Genomic DNA, 17574 nt, shown 5'->3' on the forward strand with positions numbered 1-17574 from the left:
GAAACCTGTCAGTCAAAGATCAGCTGTCTTGATGCCGCCCCTGACGCATAGGGTCAACACGTGATTATGTTTTTTTAGCAGTTCGCCACGACAGCGCAGTCTCAATCGCTGCTACTCTCGTGGAAGTGATTGTAGATTTGTCGCGCCACCGCCTCGGAGATGCCGGTGACATTCATCAGATCGTTGAGTCCGGCGCGGGAAACCGCCTTCGCCGTGCCGAAATGCTGCAGCAGGGAGCGTTTGCGACCGGGGCCGATCCCCGAGATTTCATCGAGCGGATTGCGCACCATCTCCTTCTTGCGTCGCGCCCGATGAGAACCGATGGCGAATCGGTGCGCTTCGTCGCGCATGCGCTGCACGAAATAAAGCACGGGATCGCGCGGCGGCAGGGAGAAATCGCTGCGTCCATCGGCGAAAAAGCGTTCACGGCCGGCATCGCGGTCCACACCCTTGGCGACGCCGATGGCGGTCACACAGTCACGAATGTCGAGTTCATCGAGGATCGCCCGCACCGCCGTCATCTGTCCCTGGCCGCCGTCGATCAGGATCACGTCGGGCCAGCCGGGGAAGGGCATGTCGGCCGCTTCTTCCGGTGTTGGTGTCCGCTCGCGGTCGGGCTTGCCCTCTTCCTTCAGCAGGCGTGAGAAGCGGCGGGTCATCACCTCGCGCATCATGCCGAAGTCGTCACCGGGGGTGATGTCGGTCGATTTGATGTTGAACTTGCGATACTGGTTCTTCACGAAACCTTCCGGCCCCGCCACCACCATGCCACCCACGGCATTGGTGCCCATGATGTGTGAGTTATCGTAAATCTCGATGCGGCGCGGCACGTAGGGAAGGTTGAAGGTTTCCGCAAAACCCTTCAGCAGCCGTGCCTGCGACGAGGTCTCCGCCAGCTTGCGGCCATGCGCCTCGCGGGCATTGGCAAGAACATGGTCGGTAATATCCTTCTTCTCGCCGCGCTGCGGCACGCTGATCGTGACCTTATGCCCGGCTTTTTCGCCAAGTGCTGCGGCCAGCAGTTCCTGCTCTTCCACCGTTTCGGACAGCAGGATCTGTTTCGGCACCGGCTTGTCGTCGTAAAACTGCGCAAGGAATGCATTGAGGATTTCCGCCCCCAGCAGAGATGGGTCCGCCTTCGGGAAATAGGCGCGGTTGCCCCAGTTCTGGCCGGTGCGGAAAAAGAACACCTGAATACAGGAGATGCCACCTTCGTGGTGGATTGCGAAGACATCCGCCTCCTCGATGCCGGCCGGATTGATGCCCTGATGGCTCTGGACATGCGAAAGTGCCGCCAGCCGGTCGCGATAGACGGCAGCGCGCTCGAAATCGAGATCTTCGGCCGCCTCGTTCATCTGCCGCGCAATCGCGGTCTTGACGCTCTGGCTCTTGCCGGACAGGAAATCCTTGGCTTCCTTGACGAGCTCCGCATACCCCTGATCGCTGATCTCGTGCGTGCAGGGGCCGGAACAGCGCTTGATCTGGTGTAGAAGACAGGGCCGCGTGCGGGTTTCGAACACGCTGTCGGTGCAGGTGCGGATCAAAAAGGCGCGTTGCAGCGAATTGATCGTGCGCCCCACAGCACCGGCAGAGGCGAAGGGGCCGAAATAATCGCCCTTTCGCGCCCGTGCACCCCGGTGCTTGAAGATCGCCGGGGCGCGGTTGTCTCCGGTGATGAGAATATAGGGAAAGGATTTGTCGTCGCGCAAAAGCACATTAAAGCGCGGCCGCAAGCGCTTGATGAGGTTGGCTTCGAGCAGAAGCGCCTCTGTCTCCGTGCGGGTGGTGACGAACTCCATATGGGTGGTGAAACGCACCATCTGGGCGATGCGGTTGGAATGCACGCGGCCCTGCGCATAGTTGCCCACACGCTTCTTCAGCGAGCGTGCCTTGCCGACATACAGAACGTCACCCGCCTCGTTGAACATGCGATAGACGCCCGGCGAGTTGGGCAGGTGTTTGACGAATTCGCCGATGAGGTCCATGCCCTTCAGGCCGGATTCGTTCTTCCAGCCCGCATTCCAGTCCATGCCCACGGCGTCGCGCGGAGCCTCCGCCACTTCTGTCGTGGCAAGGCTTGCATCGTCGTCTTCGTCGTCGGTTTCATCGAAGAGAATACCGCCATCAGGCAGCTTCTTTCCGTTCATTCATTAATCTCCGCCACGTCAGGGGTTTCCCAGCCAAGGTGCTGGCCGCCGTCGAGCGCGATCATTTGTCCGGTGACCGACGGCGTATCGTAAAGAAAGCGAATCGTCCGCCCGAACTCATCCGGCGCAGGACCACGCTTTAATATAAGGCCGTCGATCTGCGCCTGAAAGTCCTCGGGCGCCTGTCTTTCGCTTTTGAAGGTGGGACCCGGCCCGATGGCGTTCACCCGCACACGCGGCGCAAAGCTCTGCGCCATCGTTCGTGTCGCTGTCCAGAGGGCGGATTTCGAGAGTGTATAGGAATAGAAACGTGGTGTGAGCGCCAGCACGCGTTGATCGATGATATTGACGATCAGACCGGATTTATCCCTAGGCAATTGCTCAACGAAGGCGGCGGCAATAAGCGAAGGCGCCCGCACATGCACGGAAAAATGCGCATCGAAGATCGCCGGATCGGGTTTATCTGCGCTGTCGTCCAGAAAAATAGAGGCATTGTTGACGATGACGCCGATAGGGCCGAGCGCGGAAGCGGCCTGTTCGACAAGCGCCATTGTTGGCGCAGATTGTGTCAAATCCGCCTGCACGGCAACGGCTTTGCCACCGTTTTGCCTTATTTCGTTAGCGAATTCCTCGGCCTGCGCCATCGATTCATTGGCATGGACGGCGATCGCAAAGCCATGGGCGGCCAGATCGGTGGCGATTGCCCGCCCAAGCCTTCGGGCGGCTCCGGTTATCAAGACTGTCTTTTGTATATCTTCTTTCACGGCGGACCTGCATTTGCTCATACACGCCCTATGTGCTGGATATAAATGCAAATCGCAAGCTGTCCGTCAGCCCTAAAAGAATTGGGCGATTTTTTATTCGCAATGCAATTTTGATTTAATTTGAATATAACTAAGTTTAAAGCCGATCTATTGTTGGTTAGGCTTCTGTTAGGGTTAATAAAACCCTTGTGGCAATTAGGCAACGTCTAATTCTAGTCACGTCTCTGCCCCAAACAATTCACATTTTGGCTCTTTGATCTCCGCATTCTCCCATCAAGTTCAGTTTCCAGAGGGGCGATTAACCCGACGATTTTTACACCGCGTCTGAAAACAATGTTTTGAGTGCAGAGCGGTCCTGAAAGGAGAATAACATGCGTATTTTCGTAGCAACCCTTATGGCTTCGACCATGGCCGCTGCCGGCTTTTCGGCTGCTTACGCCGCTGACGCCGTAAACGAAGTGCCGCAGGCACCGGTGTCCTACGACCAGCCCGCACCGGTCAAGGATTGGTCCGGCGCTTACCTCGGTGGTACGGTCAACTATGACTGGGGCCGTTTCAGCTCCAGCAATGATGGTCGTGACGCCAAGGGCTTCGGCGGCGGTCTGTACGGTGGTTACAACATGCAGAGCGGCCAGATCGTTTACGGTGCCGAAGCAGACGTCAACCTCGGCGACGAGAAGGGCTCTGCCGGTACGGTTGCTGGCAACGCCATCGAAGGCAAGCAGGGCGTCAACGGCTCGCTGCGTGGCCGCGTTGGTTACGACATGAACCCGTTCCTGCTCTACGGTACGGCCGGTCTTGCTGTCTCCGACAACAAGGTCCGTGACGCGACCTCCAAGGACAGCGCCACCGCCCTCGGTTACACCGTTGGTGCCGGTGTTGAAGCCATGGTAACCGACAACATCACCGCCCGTCTGGAATATCGCTACAGCGACTACCAGAAGAAGGATTACGGTCTCGACTCCGGCGCATTCTCGCGCGGTTTCGACGATCACTCCGTCAAGGCCGGTATCGGCGTCAAGTTCTGATCCCCAGCGGATCGGTAAAGGAAAAGCCGGGGTTTACGCCCCGGCTTTTTTGTTTTTGCAGTCTGTTACGAGTGCGCCCGGCGACGTGGCCGGGCACTGTTCCGCTTCGCCTCAGGCGGCTGCCTTCATTTCCGCGTAGGCTTCGAAACGCTTGCCGAAAGTCTCCGGCCATTGCGACAGAGCATCGCGTCCTTCGGCCCATTCACCGGCGAAACGCAGGTCGAGATAACCGATCATCGCCGCCAGCGCGAAATGGCCGCCATGCAGCTTTTTGCCGGTCTTGGGCAGGTTCGCGTTCAGATGGTCGAGACCCTTCACCACTTTTTTCCACTGCTTGTCGATCCAGGGCTGGTGGATCTTGTCTTCCGGGCGAAAACGACGCTCGTAAACGATGGCGAGCAGGCAATCCATGATGCCGTCGCAGAGCGCCTCCAGAATTTCCACGTCCGTGCGCTTGCCGTTCTTTTTCGGGTAAAGCTTGCCGCCCGAAAGCCGGTCAAGATAATGCATGATCGCCACGCTGTCATAGACGGAGCCGCCATCATCCAGCAGCAGGACGGGGATTTTGCCGAGCGGATTGTTGTCCATCAGCGTCGCGGGCTCTGCATTGGTATCGACGCGCACCGAGGTAACGTCGATGTCGAGATGGCGGGCGGCCATGCGCACCTTGGCGGAATAGGGGGAGGCGGGTGAATAGAGCAGTTCCATGGTGGGGTCCTGTGGGTTGATTAGCGTATGGGAATGATTTCGGTGGAGCCGGCGCGGCAACCTTTGCGGTCAAGCTCGGGGCAGTCGCGGAATGTCATGTCCGTGTTAAGGCAGATGCGGATTTCCTCGAGGCGCTTGCCGTCACAGCTGATCGAGATGCCGCGTTTCGACAGGCCGGGATTGGCGTCGGTGAAGGCGGTTTCGATGGCGTCGGCGGAGAGGGTGGCGGCTTGCGCGCCTGAAGCGATCTTCTCCGGCAACCTGACAGCCTCGAAGGCGGCCCGCGTCGCTGAGAAATAATCTTTCTGCGACAGGCCTGAACAGGAGCCGTGTTTACGCCACTGGTGGCCGATCAGCCCCATCGACGGCATGATGTCGAACATGGCGCGGCCGATCGCGTCAGGCACGCGGTCCGGTTCGCTGCTTTTGCAGAATTCCGGATAGCCGTTTTCGTTTTGCGGCCAGAGCCCATGCACGACAAAGCCGTAACGCCTGTCGCTGCCACATTGCTGGCGATTGCCGGAACCTTCCGAACTGGCGCAGAATGCCGGCGACCAGGATAATGACAGCACGTAAAAATCAAAACCCGTGCCGCGGGGGACGGTGTTTTTGCCCGTATCACGGCTGGACGTTTCCCGCTGGGAGCGCCCGGCGGGTTGCGACGGGGGATACATCGTCCAGTCATTCGAGGAATTGTTTGGGGCGGGTTTTTCCTGCGAAAACCAAAGGGCCGCAAGCGACAGGAGACCGAAGGCGATGAAACCGGCATAACGCTTCATTCCGTGCACGCTCTCCGGAAAATGGACGACCTCATATCGCCTGCCGGCGACAAATCGGTCTTACATAAATTTGTGAACGAGGCAAACGGGCAAAAAGGTTGAAAGCTTCGCCGCATAACGAATAGACTCCAGCGAATCTTCCCCGAAAGACGGAAGAAGGCTGGGGTGAAGCTGGAGGAAATAGGCGGCATGACCGCATGAGATTTAAGAAATATATCTGGCCTGTCGTTGGTCTGGCGACGATCGGGTTTTCAGCCTGGCTGCTTTATCATGAGCTGCGCGGTCTTTCCCTCGATGATCTCTGGGAAAGCTTCATGGCCATCCGCGTGCGAGACTGGGTTTGCTCCGGCATGGCCACATTGCTGGCCTATGCCGCACTTGCCGGCTACGACCGCATTGCGCTCCAGCATCTCGGCCGCAAGGTGAACTGGTTCTTCATCACGCTCACCTCGTTTACCACCTATGCGCTTTCCCACAATGTCGGCGCCTCCGTGTTTTCCGGCGCCGTGGTGCGCTACCGCGCCTATACGTCCAAGGGCTTGAGCGCTGCCGAGGTCGGCGTTCTCGTTGGCCTTTGCTCCTTCACCTTCATCATCGGAACCATCATGCTCATCGGCCTGGTGCTGCTTTACGAGCCTGATATCACTGAACGCTTTACCGGCATCCTTCCCGTCGAGGCCTCCACAACAACAGGCATCCTGCTGCTCGTCATTGTCGGCCTTTACGTGCTGGGGAGTCTCCTGAAGCTGAAGCCGCTGAAAATACGCTCGTTTTTCCTGCCTTATCCGGCACCGAAACTGGTGGCGCAACAGCTGGTCATCGGTCCGATCGAGCTGATCGGGGCGGCGGGCATCATCTATTTCGCCTTGCCGGAGGCCGGAAACCCCGGTTTCATGATCATCCTCGGGATTTTCCTGATTTCCTTTTCGGCGGCGCTGATTTCCCATGCGCCGGGCGGGCTCGGCGTGCTGGAACTGGTCTTCGTCACCGGTCTGCCGGATATGAACCCGGCAGACGTAATCGCCGCACTGCTGGTTTTTCGGCTGTTCTACCTGATCATTCCGTTCATCATGGCCCTGTTCGTGATCCTGTTCTTCGAGCGATCACAGCTGGCGCAGGCGCAGAAGCGGGAAGGGCTGAGGTAACCTCAGTCCTCCTCCGGCTTTTCCTCGCCGCGCAGCCAGAAGGCGCGGTGCGAAGCGTACCGGTCCTGAGCCATCACCGTTTTCAGGAAAGGCAGGAGCGTGTGCAACTCGTCCTTCAGGGTATAGGGCGGGTTGACGATGATGAGGCCGGAACCGCTCAACCCCTCCAACCGGTCGCTTTTGACGGAAAGTTCGGCGCACAGCATTTTCGGAATGTCGAAGGATTGCAGCCGTTCGTGGAAATCCTTGATCGGCGCGCCCTTTTTCAGCGGATACCACAGGCAATAGGTGCCGGTGGAAAAACGCCGATAGGCCTTGTTCAGCCCATCGGCCAGCCGCTGATATTCGTTTTCAAGCTCGAAAGGCGGATCGACGAGGACAAGGCCACGTTTTTCCTTCGGCGGCAGATGCGCGCCAAGCGACAGCCAGCCGTCCAGCTCGGTCACCCGGACCTGGTAGTCCCCCTCGAAGAGACGGGATAAAGCGCGGCTGTCATCCGGATGCAGCTCCATGGCCGAAAGCCGGTCCTGCGGACGAAACAGCATGCGCGCGAGTTTTGGCGAACCGGGATAGAATTGAATGCCGCCATCGGGATTAAGCTCCCTGACTGCGGCGAGATAGGGTTCCAGCAGTTCGGCGATGGGGGCGGGCAGGTCGGTCTCCATCAACTTGCCGATGCCGGTCTGCCATTCACCGGTTTTCTGTGCCTCTTCCGAGGTGAGGTCGTAAAGGCCGATGCCGGCATGGGTATCCAGCACGCGAAACGCCTTGTCCTTGTTCTGCAGGTAACGGACGAGACGGGCGAGAACGGCGTGTTTGAGAACATCCGCGAAATTGCCGGCGTGGTAGATGTGGCGATAGTTCATGGGATGTGTCTCGCTTGCCGATGGTGATGATGAATATTCTTGATGGACGTCACTTCGGCCTTTTTGCCGCATCATTGATGCAATATACAAAAGCCATGAACGTTGCGACCCCGATCTCCGCTGAAAAAGCCATCAACAAGGCCGAAGTCCGTGTCGGCCACACCGTCTGTCCACATGACTGTCCGAGCGCCTGTGCGCTGGAGGTCGATATCAATGCGGAAGGCCGCATCGGCCGCGTGCGCGGCGCCAATAGCAATACATACACCGCTGGCGTCATCTGCGCCAAGGTGGCGCGGTATTCCGAGCGCATCTATCATCCCGGCCGTTTGCTGACCCCGAAGCGCCGCAAGGGCGCCAAAGGGGCAGGGGACTGGCAGGAGATTTCCTGGGAAGCCGCGCTGGACGAGGTGGCAGATGCTTTCGTCAAGGCGGAAGCCCGGCATGGTGCGGAGGCCATCTGGCCGTATTTCTACGCCGGAACCATGGGGCAGGTGCAGCGCGATTCCATCGAGCGGCTGCGCCACGCCAAGAAATACTCCGGCTTCTTCGGTTCGATCTGCACCAACATGGCCTGGACGGGTTACGTGATGGGCACCGGTGCGCTGCGTGGTCCCGACCCGCGCGAGATCGGCAAGGCCGATGTCGTCGTCATCTGGGGCACCAATGCGGTTGCCACGCAGGTCAATGTCATGACCCATGCGGTCAAGGCCCGCAAGGAACGCGGCGCAAAGATCGTCGTCGTTGATATTTACGACAATCCGACGATGAAACAGGCGGATATGCGCATCGTCCTCCGCCCCGGCACAGATGCAGCGCTCGCCTGCGCCATCATGCACATCGCCTTCCGCGATGGTCACGCCGACCGTGACTACATGGCGCGCTTTGCCGACGATCCGGTCGGGCTGGAGGCGCATCTGAAGACAAAGACGCCGCAATGGGCGTCCGAGATAACCGGCCTTTCCGTCGACGAGATAGAGGATTTCGCAAGGCTCGTCGGCACGACGAAAAAGACGTTCTTCCGGCTGGGTTACGGTTTTGCCCGCCAGCGCAACGGCGCGGTCGCCATGCACGCCGCCCTGTCGATCGCCACCGTGCTCGGCTCCTGGCAATATGAGGGTGGCGGGGCGTTCCACAATAATGGCGATATTTTCCGGCTCAACAAGGCGGAGCTGATGGGTACGGCCTATGCCGACCCCGATGTGCGCCAGCTCGACCAGTCGCAGATCGGCCCCGTGCTGACGGGCGATGCCAATGCGCTGCGCCACGGCGGCCCGGTGACGGCGCTGCTCATCCAGAACACCAATCCCGTCAATGTCGCGCCCGAACAACGGCTGGTAAAGCAGGGTTTCCTGCGCGACGATCTTTTCGTCGCCGTGCATGAGCAGTTCATGACCGAGACGGCTGACGTGGCCGATATCGTGCTGCCGGCCACCATGTTCCTCGAACATGACGATATCTATCGCGCCGGTGGCCAGAACCACATTCTGCTCGGCCCGAAACTGGTCGAACCGCCGGAAACCGTGCGCACCAATCTCTTTGTCATCGAAGAGCTGGCAAAACGTCTCGGCGTCGACCACATGCCCGGCTTCGGCCTTTCGGCCCGTGATCATGTTGACCGTATGCTGAAAGTCAGCGGCTGGGGTGACTTCGACACGCTGACGGAGGAGAAGTGGATCGATGCGCAGCCGCCTTTTGAGGTGGCTCATTATCTCGAGGGTTTTGGTTATGGCGACGGAAAGTTCCGTTTCAGCCCGGACTGGGCAACGGGGCCTTCTCCGAACAAACCGCCGAAAAATATCGGCGTCATGGGGCCGGTATCCGAATTTCCGAAATTCCCGGATCAGGTGGATGTCATCGAGACCGCCGACGGGGATCATCCCTTCCGGCTGGCGACATCGCCGGCGCGCAATTTCCTGAACTCCACCTTCGCGGAAACCAAAACCTCCGTGCAGAAGGAAGGCCGCCCGGAATTGATGATCTGCTCCGAGGATGCCGCCGGTCACGGTATCGCCGATGGCGACATCGTCCGCATTGGCAACGCACGCGGCGAAGTACGTCTCCACGCAAAGATTGTTGAGGGCGCCAGATCAGGCGTGCTGATTGCCGAAGGGCTGTGGCCCAACAAGGCGCATCTGGACGGCGAGGGCATCAATGTTCTCACCGGCGCCGATGCCGTTGCCCCCTATGGTGGAGCGGCTTTCCATGACAACAAGGTGTGGCTGCGCAAAGACTGACGGGACATGGAATGAGCAAGTTCGACAATGTGAAGATTGAAATTCTGAAAGACGAGACGCTCTCAAAGAACTGGTATCATCTCCGCAACATCACCTATAATTACACCAATTCGAAGGGTGAAACGAAAGTCATCCGGCGAGAGGCCTATGATCGCGGCAATGGCGCGACCATCCTGCTTTACGATCCGCGCCGCGAGACGGTGGTGCTGGTGCGGCAGTTTCGCGTGCCCACCTACGTGAACGGCTATCACGGCTGGCTTCTGGAAGCGCCTGCCGGCCTGCTGGATGGTGACGACCCGGCCGAGGCCATTCGCCGCGAGGTGATGGAAGAAACCGGATATGTCGTGAAAGACGTGCGGTTTCTGTTCAAATCCTTCATGTCGCCCGGTTCCGTGACCGAAATTCTGCATTTTTTTGCCGCCATCATCGATTCATCGGATCGGCTGGAGGAGGGCGGCGGTGCCGCACATGAGGACGAGGACATCGAGGTTCTGGAGTTTTCGCTGGCGGATGCCATGAAGATGATAGAAACCGGCGATATCTGCGATGGAAAGACGATCATGCTGCTGCAATGGGCGGCCCTGAACAAATCGTCCCTCACCCTGTGATGGGATTGCCTACGGAGTGACTATGGATCGTTCATTGAAAATGGCTGCTGCCGGCGAGACGGACAGAATACGGCTGGTGGAAAAGGAGACGGTCTGGAAGGGCTTCGTGCATATGCAGAAGCTCATTTTCGATCAGCGCATGCCGGATGGCAAAACGATCCGCATCGTGCGCGAAGTGCACGACCACGGCAGCGCCGCGGCCATTCTGCTTTACGATAAAAAGCGCGACAGCGTGGTGATGGTCCGGCAGTTCCGCCCCGCCGCCTTCGTAAACGGCGATCCAAGTTTCATGATCGAAGTGCCGGCAGGCCTTCTCGATGACGACAACGCGGCCGACGCCATTCGTCGCGAGGCGATGGAAGAATCCGGCTACGCGGTCGAGAAGGTCGATTATCTCTTCGACATGTATGCCAGCCCCGGAACATTGACGGAAAAGGTCAGCCTCTTCGTCGCGCGCATCGATCTCGACGTGCAGGCCGGCAACGGCGGCGGGCTGGAAAGCGAAGGCGAGGATATCGAGGTTCTGACTTACGGTCTCGACGAAGCCTTCGCGATGATCGCGTCGGGCGAAATTACCGATTCCAAGACGATTATTCTTTTGCAGTGGGCGATGTTGAACCGCACGCAGCTCTGACTACGCTTACACGAAAGAGACGTTTTCCAGCTTTGCGGCTGCCGCAAGCTTCTTGTCATGTGTTGCAAGAGGTACCTTGTGCGAAATTGCAAGCGACAGATAGGCGGCATCGCAGGCGGAAAGTGAATGTTTTTGTGCCAGGCGGATGATTGATACATGATCGACGCTTGAGGACAATGTGAGCGGAAGGCTCGCAAAGCGCAGCAGAATTACAAATATCTCGTCCGGGGAAATACGTTTTCGACGTTCGGCCGAAAGCAGGATGTTGCGCAACTCGTGAGACAGAAGATCCGGCGCGAAAGCGTCCTGCGTTTCCAGTCGTGCCAATGCCTCGTCGGCAACCATGCCATTTTCGTCAGGCAGGAACCAAGCCGCGACAACCGATGCGTCAACCACGAAGGCCACTATCTGCGACCTTCCTCTTTCCACACTTTGATCTCGTCCGTGGTCGTCTTTTTTCGCTGTGACCGTTCTGTCCGTATCGCAGTGATGAGTTGCTGGCGGGACTGAGGGTCGTTGGCTTTTACGAGGCGAGCCACAGCTTCGTTCCCGCGCGCGATAATCACCTCTTCTCCTGCCTCAACCCTGGCAAGAAGCTCCGAACGATGAGTTTTGGCTTCGCCGACTTTGATCGTGATCGTCATGGAGCGACACCCTTATTCATATTGGACGATAATAGGTCTCGTCTTCTGCTTGGTTAAGCGCTTGGTCAAGAAGGGCGGCGATGCTCTCCGCGGCTAAGGCCTGTTCATGTCAGAACCGGCCCTTGATACCAGCGCCTATGAAAATCGACTGCAGATCGCCACCGCCGGCATTCTTTTCCGATGTCAGGTTTCCGGCGCCTGCGCCGCTATAATGCGTGTCTCCGCGCCCCAGACTGGTATATTCATAGGCGCCATCTATATAGATTGAGGCATTCTGGGTCAGGTCATAGGCAACACCCGCCTTCACCCCGAACATGCCGGCAACGTCGAATTTGTCGGTAAAGCGCATATCGCGCATCCAGTGATCATCCGTCGCCTTGGCAAAAACCATCGCGCCGCCCTCCAGGCCGGCATTGAGCGACCAGTTGCCGAATCTCTGGCCACCGGTCAGGTTGCCGTAGAAGACGGGGATTTGCTGACGGTAGGTAATACCCTTCTCACCGTCCTTGAACCTGATGTTCAGATCTCTTCGAGAGAAAAGGCTGTAGACGGCGCTGCCGCCATAGGCCGACCATTGCACATCCGTATAACGAAAACCGACGCCGGCGCTAAGATATTGCTGGGGATCATCCAGCAGCATGCGATTAAGCTCGAAGCTTCCCGAAAAATAGTGGTCAAGCCGCGTATCGTCGTGTTGGGAGCGATGGCTCCAGTTGTTTTTGGACGTGTCTCTGGAAAAAGGCGCTATCCAGTCATAGTCGGTCATGTAGCCGTCGCCTTCAAAGCCGACACGGCCTTCGGCTTTCACGCGCCAGCCGGGTGCAAGCTCAAGTCCGAGAGAGCCGCGCAACGCCATGGCGTTTTTCGTTTCCCATTCCAGTTCGCTTAACTTGCTGCCGCCGATATGAACGGTTTCCGTTGCCCGAAGATTGAGAACACCGGCATCCAGCGAGGCGGTAATGCCACTTTGTTCGGCGGCGAGCGGCAGGCTGGTGCTCATCAGCAAAAGTGCCGAAAGCGGCAGGGAAAATCTCGAAAATAGCATAATCGCTCCTCAATGACCGGAGGGCCTGAAATACGAGGCCGTTTGCGGGCATTAAAGGTGATTATGGTAAATGATCGGTTTATTTTGCGGAAAATACCACTTTAAGTATCGTTGTACTTTAGTGATGTCTTTATCAAAAAGTGGAAATCAGACTGGAATACTCGGATTTACTTTCATTGCCAGTGAAGACGGCTTTGCCGCCTTCCATCCGCACATTGCCTTCTGCAAGCCGCTGCAGGGCGAGTGGGTAAAGCTGGTGCTCGACGCTCAGGAGCCGCGCTGCCAGCGTCTCGGTCGTATCGTTGGAAAGGACCGGAACAGCACCCTGAGCAATGGTCGGACCTTCATCCATGCCTTCGGTCACGAAATGCACGGTGCAGCCGGAAATCTTCATGCCGCTGTCGATGGCGCGCTGATGGGTGTTGAGACCCGGAAAAAGCGGCAACAGGGAAGGGTGGATATTGATGATGCGGCCCTCATAGGGAGCGATGAAATCCCCTGATATCAACCGCATGTAACCGGCAAGGCAAATGATATCCGGCGCGATTTCGCCAAGTGCGGCCAGAATGGCGCCTTCATGCTCGGCCTTGCTGGCATAGGTCTTACGCTCGAAGACGAGCGTCGGAATGCCGAGATCCCGGGCTTTTTCCAGCCCGCCCGCAGAAGCCTTGTCCGAGATCACGCAGACGATTTCAGCCGGAAAATCCGCCGCCTGGCAGGCTTTCGCCAGCGACACCATATTGGAGCCGCTGCCGGAGATGAAAACGACGACACGCTTGCGGCCAGACGAGAAGGCGGCGCGCATCATAGGTTAAGCGCGCCCTTGTAGATCGTGCCATGTGCGCCCTCTTCACGGGCAACCATGCGGCCGAGCGGGAAAACCGTCTCGCCTTCCGCCGTCAGCGCGTCGGTGACCTTGCCGGCATTTTCAGCCGAAACCACCACGATCATGCCGACGCCGCAATTGAAGGTGCGCAGCATTTCCTTGGGCTCGACCCCGCCGGTTTTGGCAAGCCACGAAAAGACGGCCGGAACCTCGATCGCGTCGAGATCGATCTCGGCGGCGAGATGTTTGGGCAGAACGCGCGGAATATTCTCCGGGAAACCGCCGCCGGTGATATGCGCCAGAGCCTTCAAAGCGCCGGTCTCGCGGATCGCCTTCAGAAGCGGCTTCACATAGATGCGTGTCGGCGTCAGCAGTGCTTCCCCGAGCTTTTTGCCGTCGGCAAAGGGGGCCGGCGCATCCCAGCCAAGGCCGGAAACCGAAACGATCTTGCGCACCAGCGAGAAGCCGTTGGAGTGAACGCCGGACGAGGAAAGTCCGAGAATGACATCGCCTTCGGCAATATCGCCGGCCGGCAGAAGCTGGCCGCGTTCGGCCGCACCCACGGCAAAGCCGGCGAGATCATAATCACCGTCGGAATACATGCCGGGCATCTCGGCGGTTTCGCCACCGATCAGCGCACAGCCGGATTCGCGACAACCGGCGGCGATGCCGGAAACGATGGCAGCACCTTGATCCGGATCGAGCTTGCCGGTCGCGAAATAATCGAGAAAGAACAGCGGCTCGGCGCCCTGCACAACGAGATCGTTGACGCACATGGCGACAAGATCGATGCCGACGGTATCGTGATAATCCGCGTCGATGGCGATCTTCAGCTTGGTGCCGACGCCGTCATTGGCGGCCACCAGAACCGGATCGGTGAAACCCGCCGCTTTGAGGTCGAACAGGCCGCCGAAGCCGCCGATTTCGCCATCCGCGCCGGGACGCCGTGTCGAGCGCACCGCCGGTTTGATCTTTTCGACCATTAGATTACCGGCGTCGATATCCACACCTGCGTCACTATAGGTAAGACCGTTCTTGCCCGACTGGCTCATGGCTCTCGTCTCCGCTGGTTCCTTTGGCGTCGCCATTCGCACGGGACGGGGCCTGATGCAAGGGTTTGAGTGGCAAAAGCTCCGGTTTTTAACGGCTTTGGCAGGGCTTGCGACGCGAGACGCTCACGATGCCGGCGAACCAACGCGACAGACAAGATTGAGCAGGCCGTCATTGGACGTATCGGAGTTTTCCTCGATCGCCCGGCCGTTCTCACCGTAACGGGCAACAACTTCGAAGCCCGCCGCTTCCAGCTGGCGGGTTTGGGCGGCAAGGTCGATGAAATAAAACAGGCCGCTCCAGCGATGCGCCTGATCCACCAGAATGGCATATTCCGGCGTCTGCCGGGTGGCGGGTTGTAGCCGCAGATAGTTGATCCAGCTTTGCGGATGCAGGGAATTCACCATGTCCCGCGGATGCCAGGATCGCCGGTGCAACGGCATGCCGCCGGCCCGCTTCCATTGCCGGTTATGAAACGAAAAAATGAAATAACCGCCGGGCGCCAGAATGCCGCTGATGGCATGGATGATGGCGAGCCGATCCTCATGGCCGAAGGCGCTTAAAATCGCGAGTGCGCCGAGCACGCAGTCGAAACGCTCCGCACCGAATTGGCCGATCGCCCGTACATCCATGTCAAGAAAGGTGGCGGTCGGAAAATTGCGCCGCGCCAGCGCGAGCATGGGTTGCGAACGGTCGATGCCGATATAATCGCCCACCAGCGGCAGAAGCGGTTTCGTCGTCCGGCCGGTGCCGACCCCGAGATCAAGCAGCCGTTTGCCGGCATAGGCATGGCGAAACTGGTCGAGAATGATGCGTTCGGCCGGGTAAAGCTGCTGGTTGTCGTACCACGCGGCAATGTCGGGGTGATCGAAAAGACCGGCATTGTGTTCCGCGATGCCATTTTCACTGCTGCCTTGCATCGTGCCTCCGGCCCTCGGGCATGACAGAGAGTTGCGGGCTTGCCCGATTATTATTTGATATTTGTCTAATATTACCTGCCGGTCAACCTGCCGTTGCGGCCCGATACCCCGGAAAGACGGGATTTTGCCGGCCGGAGCAGCTTGTGTGGGAAAAAGATGGCCAAGCGTGCGGGTTCCCGCGGCCTCAGCGCAGCCGCATCGGTCTTGACCATGTGCATATGCGCATCCTATCTCCATCCTGGGCGGTGACGGCACGGCGACAAGAGGATGAATGAATGCAACCCCATGTGAGCGGTATGAACCTGCGCCGGCAGGTGTTTTTCTGGATTGGCGTGCTTGCCGTCTTTGTCCTTTTCCTGATGGTTTTCAGCTCCATTCTGCTGCCCTTCGTGGCGGGCATGGCGCTTGCCTATTTTCTGGACCCGGTTGCCGACTGGCTGGAGCGTCGCGGTCTCAACCGGCTGATGGCGACCGTCGTCATCCTCGTTTCTTTCGTGCTGATCTTCGCGCTGTCGCTCATCATCATCATTCCGCTGATTGCCGCCCAGGCCTCGGAATTCATCACCCGCATCCCGCAATATATCTCGTCCTTGCAGCAGCTGATTGCCGGCGCCGATACCAACCTTTTGCCTGACTGGGTCAGCAACCAGATCGAATCCGTGAAGGAGAATTTCTCCAAGCTCCTTGCCGAAGGCGCCGGTTTTATCGGTACACTACTGACGCAGATATGGAATTCCGGCAAATCGCTGGTCGATGTCGTGTCGCTGCTGGTCGTCACCCCCGTCGTCGCCTTTTACCTGCTGCTGGACTGGGACCGGATGATCGACAAGGTCGACAGCTGGATACCGCGCGACTACGTGCATACTGTGCGCCAGATCGCTCGCGACATGGACAAGACGATTGCCGGTTTCGTGCGCGGGCAGGGGTCGCTCTGCATCATTCTTGGCGTTTATTACGCCGTTGGCCTGTCGCTGGTGGGCTTGAATTTCGGCCTGCTGATCGGCCTCTTCTCCGGCCTCATCAGCTTCATTCCCTATATCGGTTCCATGGTCGGCCTCATCCTTGCCGTTGGTGTCGCCATCGTGCAGTTCTGGCCGGATTACATCTATGTGTTTCTGACACTCGCCGTGTTCTTTTCCGGCCAGTTCATCGAAGGCAATATTCTACAGCCGAAACTTGTCGGCAAAAGCGTCGGTCTGCATCCGGTGTGGCTGATGTTCGCCCTGTTCGCCTTCGGCGCACTGTTCGGCTTCGTCGGCCTTCTGGTCGCAGTTCCGGCGGCGGCCGCCGTTGGTGTGCTTGTCCGCTTTGCATTGTCGCGGTATCTTGAAAGCGATCTTTACCACGGACACGCTGCCAACCTTCCCTGGGATGCCAATTCTACCCTGGAAGAAAAGGAAACGTCCTCCGCCAAGGTGGATGGTCAGGGCTGACGATGACTGACCCAATCAAAACCGACAACGCCCGGTCGAAGGCCGAGCAGCTGCCGCTCGCATTCTCACACCAGGCCGCCTCCGGCAGGGACGATCTGCTCATGTCCGCGTCGCTTGCGGCCGCCGTCAGCCTTGTCGATGAATGGCCGAACTGGCGCGCGCCGGTCGTCGTGCTGGCCGGGCCGCCCGGCTCGGGAAAATCGCATCTCGCCAATATCTGGAAAAATATCGCCGGCGCCCGGGATATCCACCCGCAGGCCGGCGGCGATGCGGCCCGCACGGCCGAGAGCGGACCCGTTCTTTTCGAGGATGCCGACCGGCGCGGTTTTGACGATACTGAACTCTTCCATGTCATCAACAGCGTGCGCCAGCACGGCACGACGCTTTTGATGACAAGCCGGCAATGGCCGGCGGCATGGCCGGTGACGCTGCCGGATCTGCGTTCGCGCCTGAAGGCCGTGACGGTGGTGGAGACGGGCGAGCCGGACGAGGGGCTGCTGGCGCAGGTGCTGGTAAAACTCTTCGCCGACCGGCAGCTTTACATGGATGACAAACTCATAGGTTACATCGTCAATAGAATGGAGCGCTCGCTCGATACGGCGCAGACGATTGTGGACCGCATCGACAGGCTGGCGCTGGCGCGCGGAACGAGAATAACCCGCCCGCTGGCGGCGGAAGTCCTGAATTCGATGGACAGCGCAGCGGCGGGCAACGGGCTGGACGTCGATTGACTGTCACAGTTC

The 17574-nt window shown here is 58.7% G+C and carries 18 protein-coding genes; 7 read left to right on the forward strand and 11 right to left on the reverse strand.

Annotation, left to right across the window (positions count from 1 at the left end; all coding sequences use genetic code 11):
- Positions 1–101 precede the first annotated feature (101 nt).
- Positions 102–2147, reverse strand: a complete 2046-nt coding sequence (gene uvrC, locus JZX89_RS01010) for an excinuclease ABC subunit UvrC (RefSeq protein ID WP_207132835.1) — start codon at positions 2145–2147, stop codon at positions 102–104.
- A complete protein-coding gene (locus JZX89_RS01015; RefSeq protein WP_149897916.1) occupies positions 2144–2932 on the reverse strand; it encodes an SDR family oxidoreductase in 789 nt (262 codons plus the stop codon). The genes uvrC and JZX89_RS01015 overlap by 4 nt, the downstream gene beginning before the upstream one ends.
- 350 nt (positions 2933–3282) lie before the next feature.
- Between JZX89_RS01015 and JZX89_RS01020 the strand changes: the two genes are divergently transcribed.
- The gene (locus JZX89_RS01020) at positions 3283–3939 is read left to right on the forward strand and encodes an outer membrane protein (RefSeq protein ID WP_046798835.1); all 657 of its coding nucleotides are present in this window, start codon (positions 3283–3285) and stop codon (positions 3937–3939) included.
- Positions 3940–4050: 111 nt separating this feature from the next.
- On the opposite strand, the gene JZX89_RS01025 is transcribed toward JZX89_RS01020, so the two are convergent.
- Together JZX89_RS01025 and JZX89_RS01030 are read right to left on the reverse strand one after the other, a co-directional pair.
- Positions 4051–4647 carry a glutathione S-transferase gene (locus tag JZX89_RS01025; protein WP_149897915.1) on the reverse strand — a complete coding sequence of 199 codons (597 nt, stop codon included), beginning with the start codon at positions 4645–4647 and terminating at the stop codon, positions 4051–4053.
- Positions 4648–4667: 20 nt separating this feature from the next.
- Positions 4668–5426 (reverse strand): ribonuclease T2 family protein, encoded by a 759-nt coding sequence (locus JZX89_RS01030; RefSeq protein ID WP_149897914.1) that lies wholly within the window; start codon positions 5424–5426, stop codon positions 4668–4670.
- Between the two features lie 197 nt (positions 5427–5623).
- Between JZX89_RS01030 and JZX89_RS01035 the strand changes: the two genes are divergently transcribed.
- Positions 5624–6571: a lysylphosphatidylglycerol synthase domain-containing protein gene (locus JZX89_RS01035; RefSeq protein WP_149897913.1), complete on the forward strand. Its 948-nt coding sequence runs from the start codon at positions 5624–5626 to the stop codon at positions 6569–6571.
- 2 nt (positions 6572–6573) lie between these two features.
- On the opposite strand, the gene JZX89_RS01040 is transcribed toward JZX89_RS01035, so the two are convergent.
- Entirely contained in the window at positions 6574–7437 is an 864-nt protein-coding gene (locus tag JZX89_RS01040; protein ID WP_207132836.1) for a 23S rRNA (adenine(2030)-N(6))-methyltransferase RlmJ, read from the reverse strand.
- A 29-nt stretch (positions 7438–7466) separates the two neighbouring features.
- On the opposite strand from JZX89_RS01040, the gene JZX89_RS01045 reads away from it, so the two are divergent.
- Genes JZX89_RS01045 through JZX89_RS01055 form a run of 3 tightly spaced genes read left to right on the forward strand, consistent with a single transcriptional unit; the run spans position 7467 to position 10913 of the window.
- Entirely contained in the window at positions 7467–9671 is a 2205-nt protein-coding gene (locus tag JZX89_RS01045) for a molybdopterin-containing oxidoreductase family protein (RefSeq protein ID WP_207133079.1), read from the forward strand.
- An 11-nt stretch (positions 9672–9682) separates the two neighbouring features.
- Positions 9683–10279, forward strand: a complete 597-nt coding sequence (locus tag JZX89_RS01050; protein WP_149897911.1) for an NUDIX domain-containing protein — start codon at positions 9683–9685, stop codon at positions 10277–10279.
- Between the two features lie 22 nt (positions 10280–10301).
- A complete protein-coding gene (locus tag JZX89_RS01055) occupies positions 10302–10913 on the forward strand; it encodes an NUDIX domain-containing protein (protein WP_207132837.1) in 612 nt (203 codons plus the stop codon).
- Between the two features lie 6 nt (positions 10914–10919).
- Here JZX89_RS01055 and JZX89_RS01060 read toward each other — a convergent pair whose 3' ends face one another.
- The 6 genes from JZX89_RS01060 to JZX89_RS01085 form a co-directional block, all read right to left on the reverse strand.
- Entirely contained in the window at positions 10920–11318 is a 399-nt protein-coding gene (locus JZX89_RS01060) for a type II toxin-antitoxin system VapC family toxin (protein ID WP_149897909.1), read from the reverse strand.
- Positions 11318–11557 (reverse strand): type II toxin-antitoxin system Phd/YefM family antitoxin, encoded by a 240-nt coding sequence (locus JZX89_RS01065; protein WP_207132838.1) that lies wholly within the window; start codon positions 11555–11557, stop codon positions 11318–11320. Before JZX89_RS01065 ends, JZX89_RS01060 begins: the two co-directional genes overlap by 1 nt.
- A 109-nt stretch (positions 11558–11666) precedes the next feature.
- Complete coding sequence (locus tag JZX89_RS01070; protein ID WP_207132839.1) at positions 11667–12602, reverse strand: omptin family outer membrane protease; 936 nt, start codon at positions 12600–12602, stop codon at positions 11667–11669.
- A 133-nt stretch (positions 12603–12735) separates the two neighbouring features.
- Entirely contained in the window at positions 12736–13410 is a 675-nt protein-coding gene (gene purN / locus JZX89_RS01075) for a phosphoribosylglycinamide formyltransferase (protein WP_207132840.1), read from the reverse strand.
- A complete protein-coding gene (purM, locus tag JZX89_RS01080; protein ID WP_207132841.1) occupies positions 13407–14480 on the reverse strand; it encodes a phosphoribosylformylglycinamidine cyclo-ligase in 1074 nt (357 codons plus the stop codon). The genes purN and purM overlap by 4 nt, the downstream gene beginning before the upstream one ends.
- Positions 14481–14603: 123 nt before the next feature.
- Positions 14604–15398, reverse strand: coding sequence for a class I SAM-dependent DNA methyltransferase (locus JZX89_RS01085; protein WP_207132842.1), 795 nt, complete (start codon positions 15396–15398; stop codon positions 14604–14606).
- Positions 15399–15673: 275 nt separating this feature from the next.
- Here JZX89_RS01085 and JZX89_RS01090 point away from each other — a divergent pair, with 275 nt between their 5' ends.
- Positions 15674–16831: an AI-2E family transporter gene (locus JZX89_RS01090; protein WP_149897903.1), complete on the forward strand. Its 1158-nt coding sequence runs from the start codon at positions 15674–15676 to the stop codon at positions 16829–16831.
- Positions 16832–16833: 2 nt separating this feature from the next.
- Entirely contained in the window at positions 16834–17562 is a 729-nt protein-coding gene (gene hdaA / locus JZX89_RS01095; protein WP_207132843.1) for a DnaA regulatory inactivator HdaA, read from the forward strand.
- Positions 17563–17574: the final 12 nt, after the last annotated feature.

The sequence above is a fragment of the Agrobacterium burrii genome, from assembly GCF_017313405.1.
In the GTDB taxonomy this organism is placed as follows: domain Bacteria; phylum Pseudomonadota; class Alphaproteobacteria; order Rhizobiales; family Rhizobiaceae; genus Agrobacterium; species Agrobacterium burrii.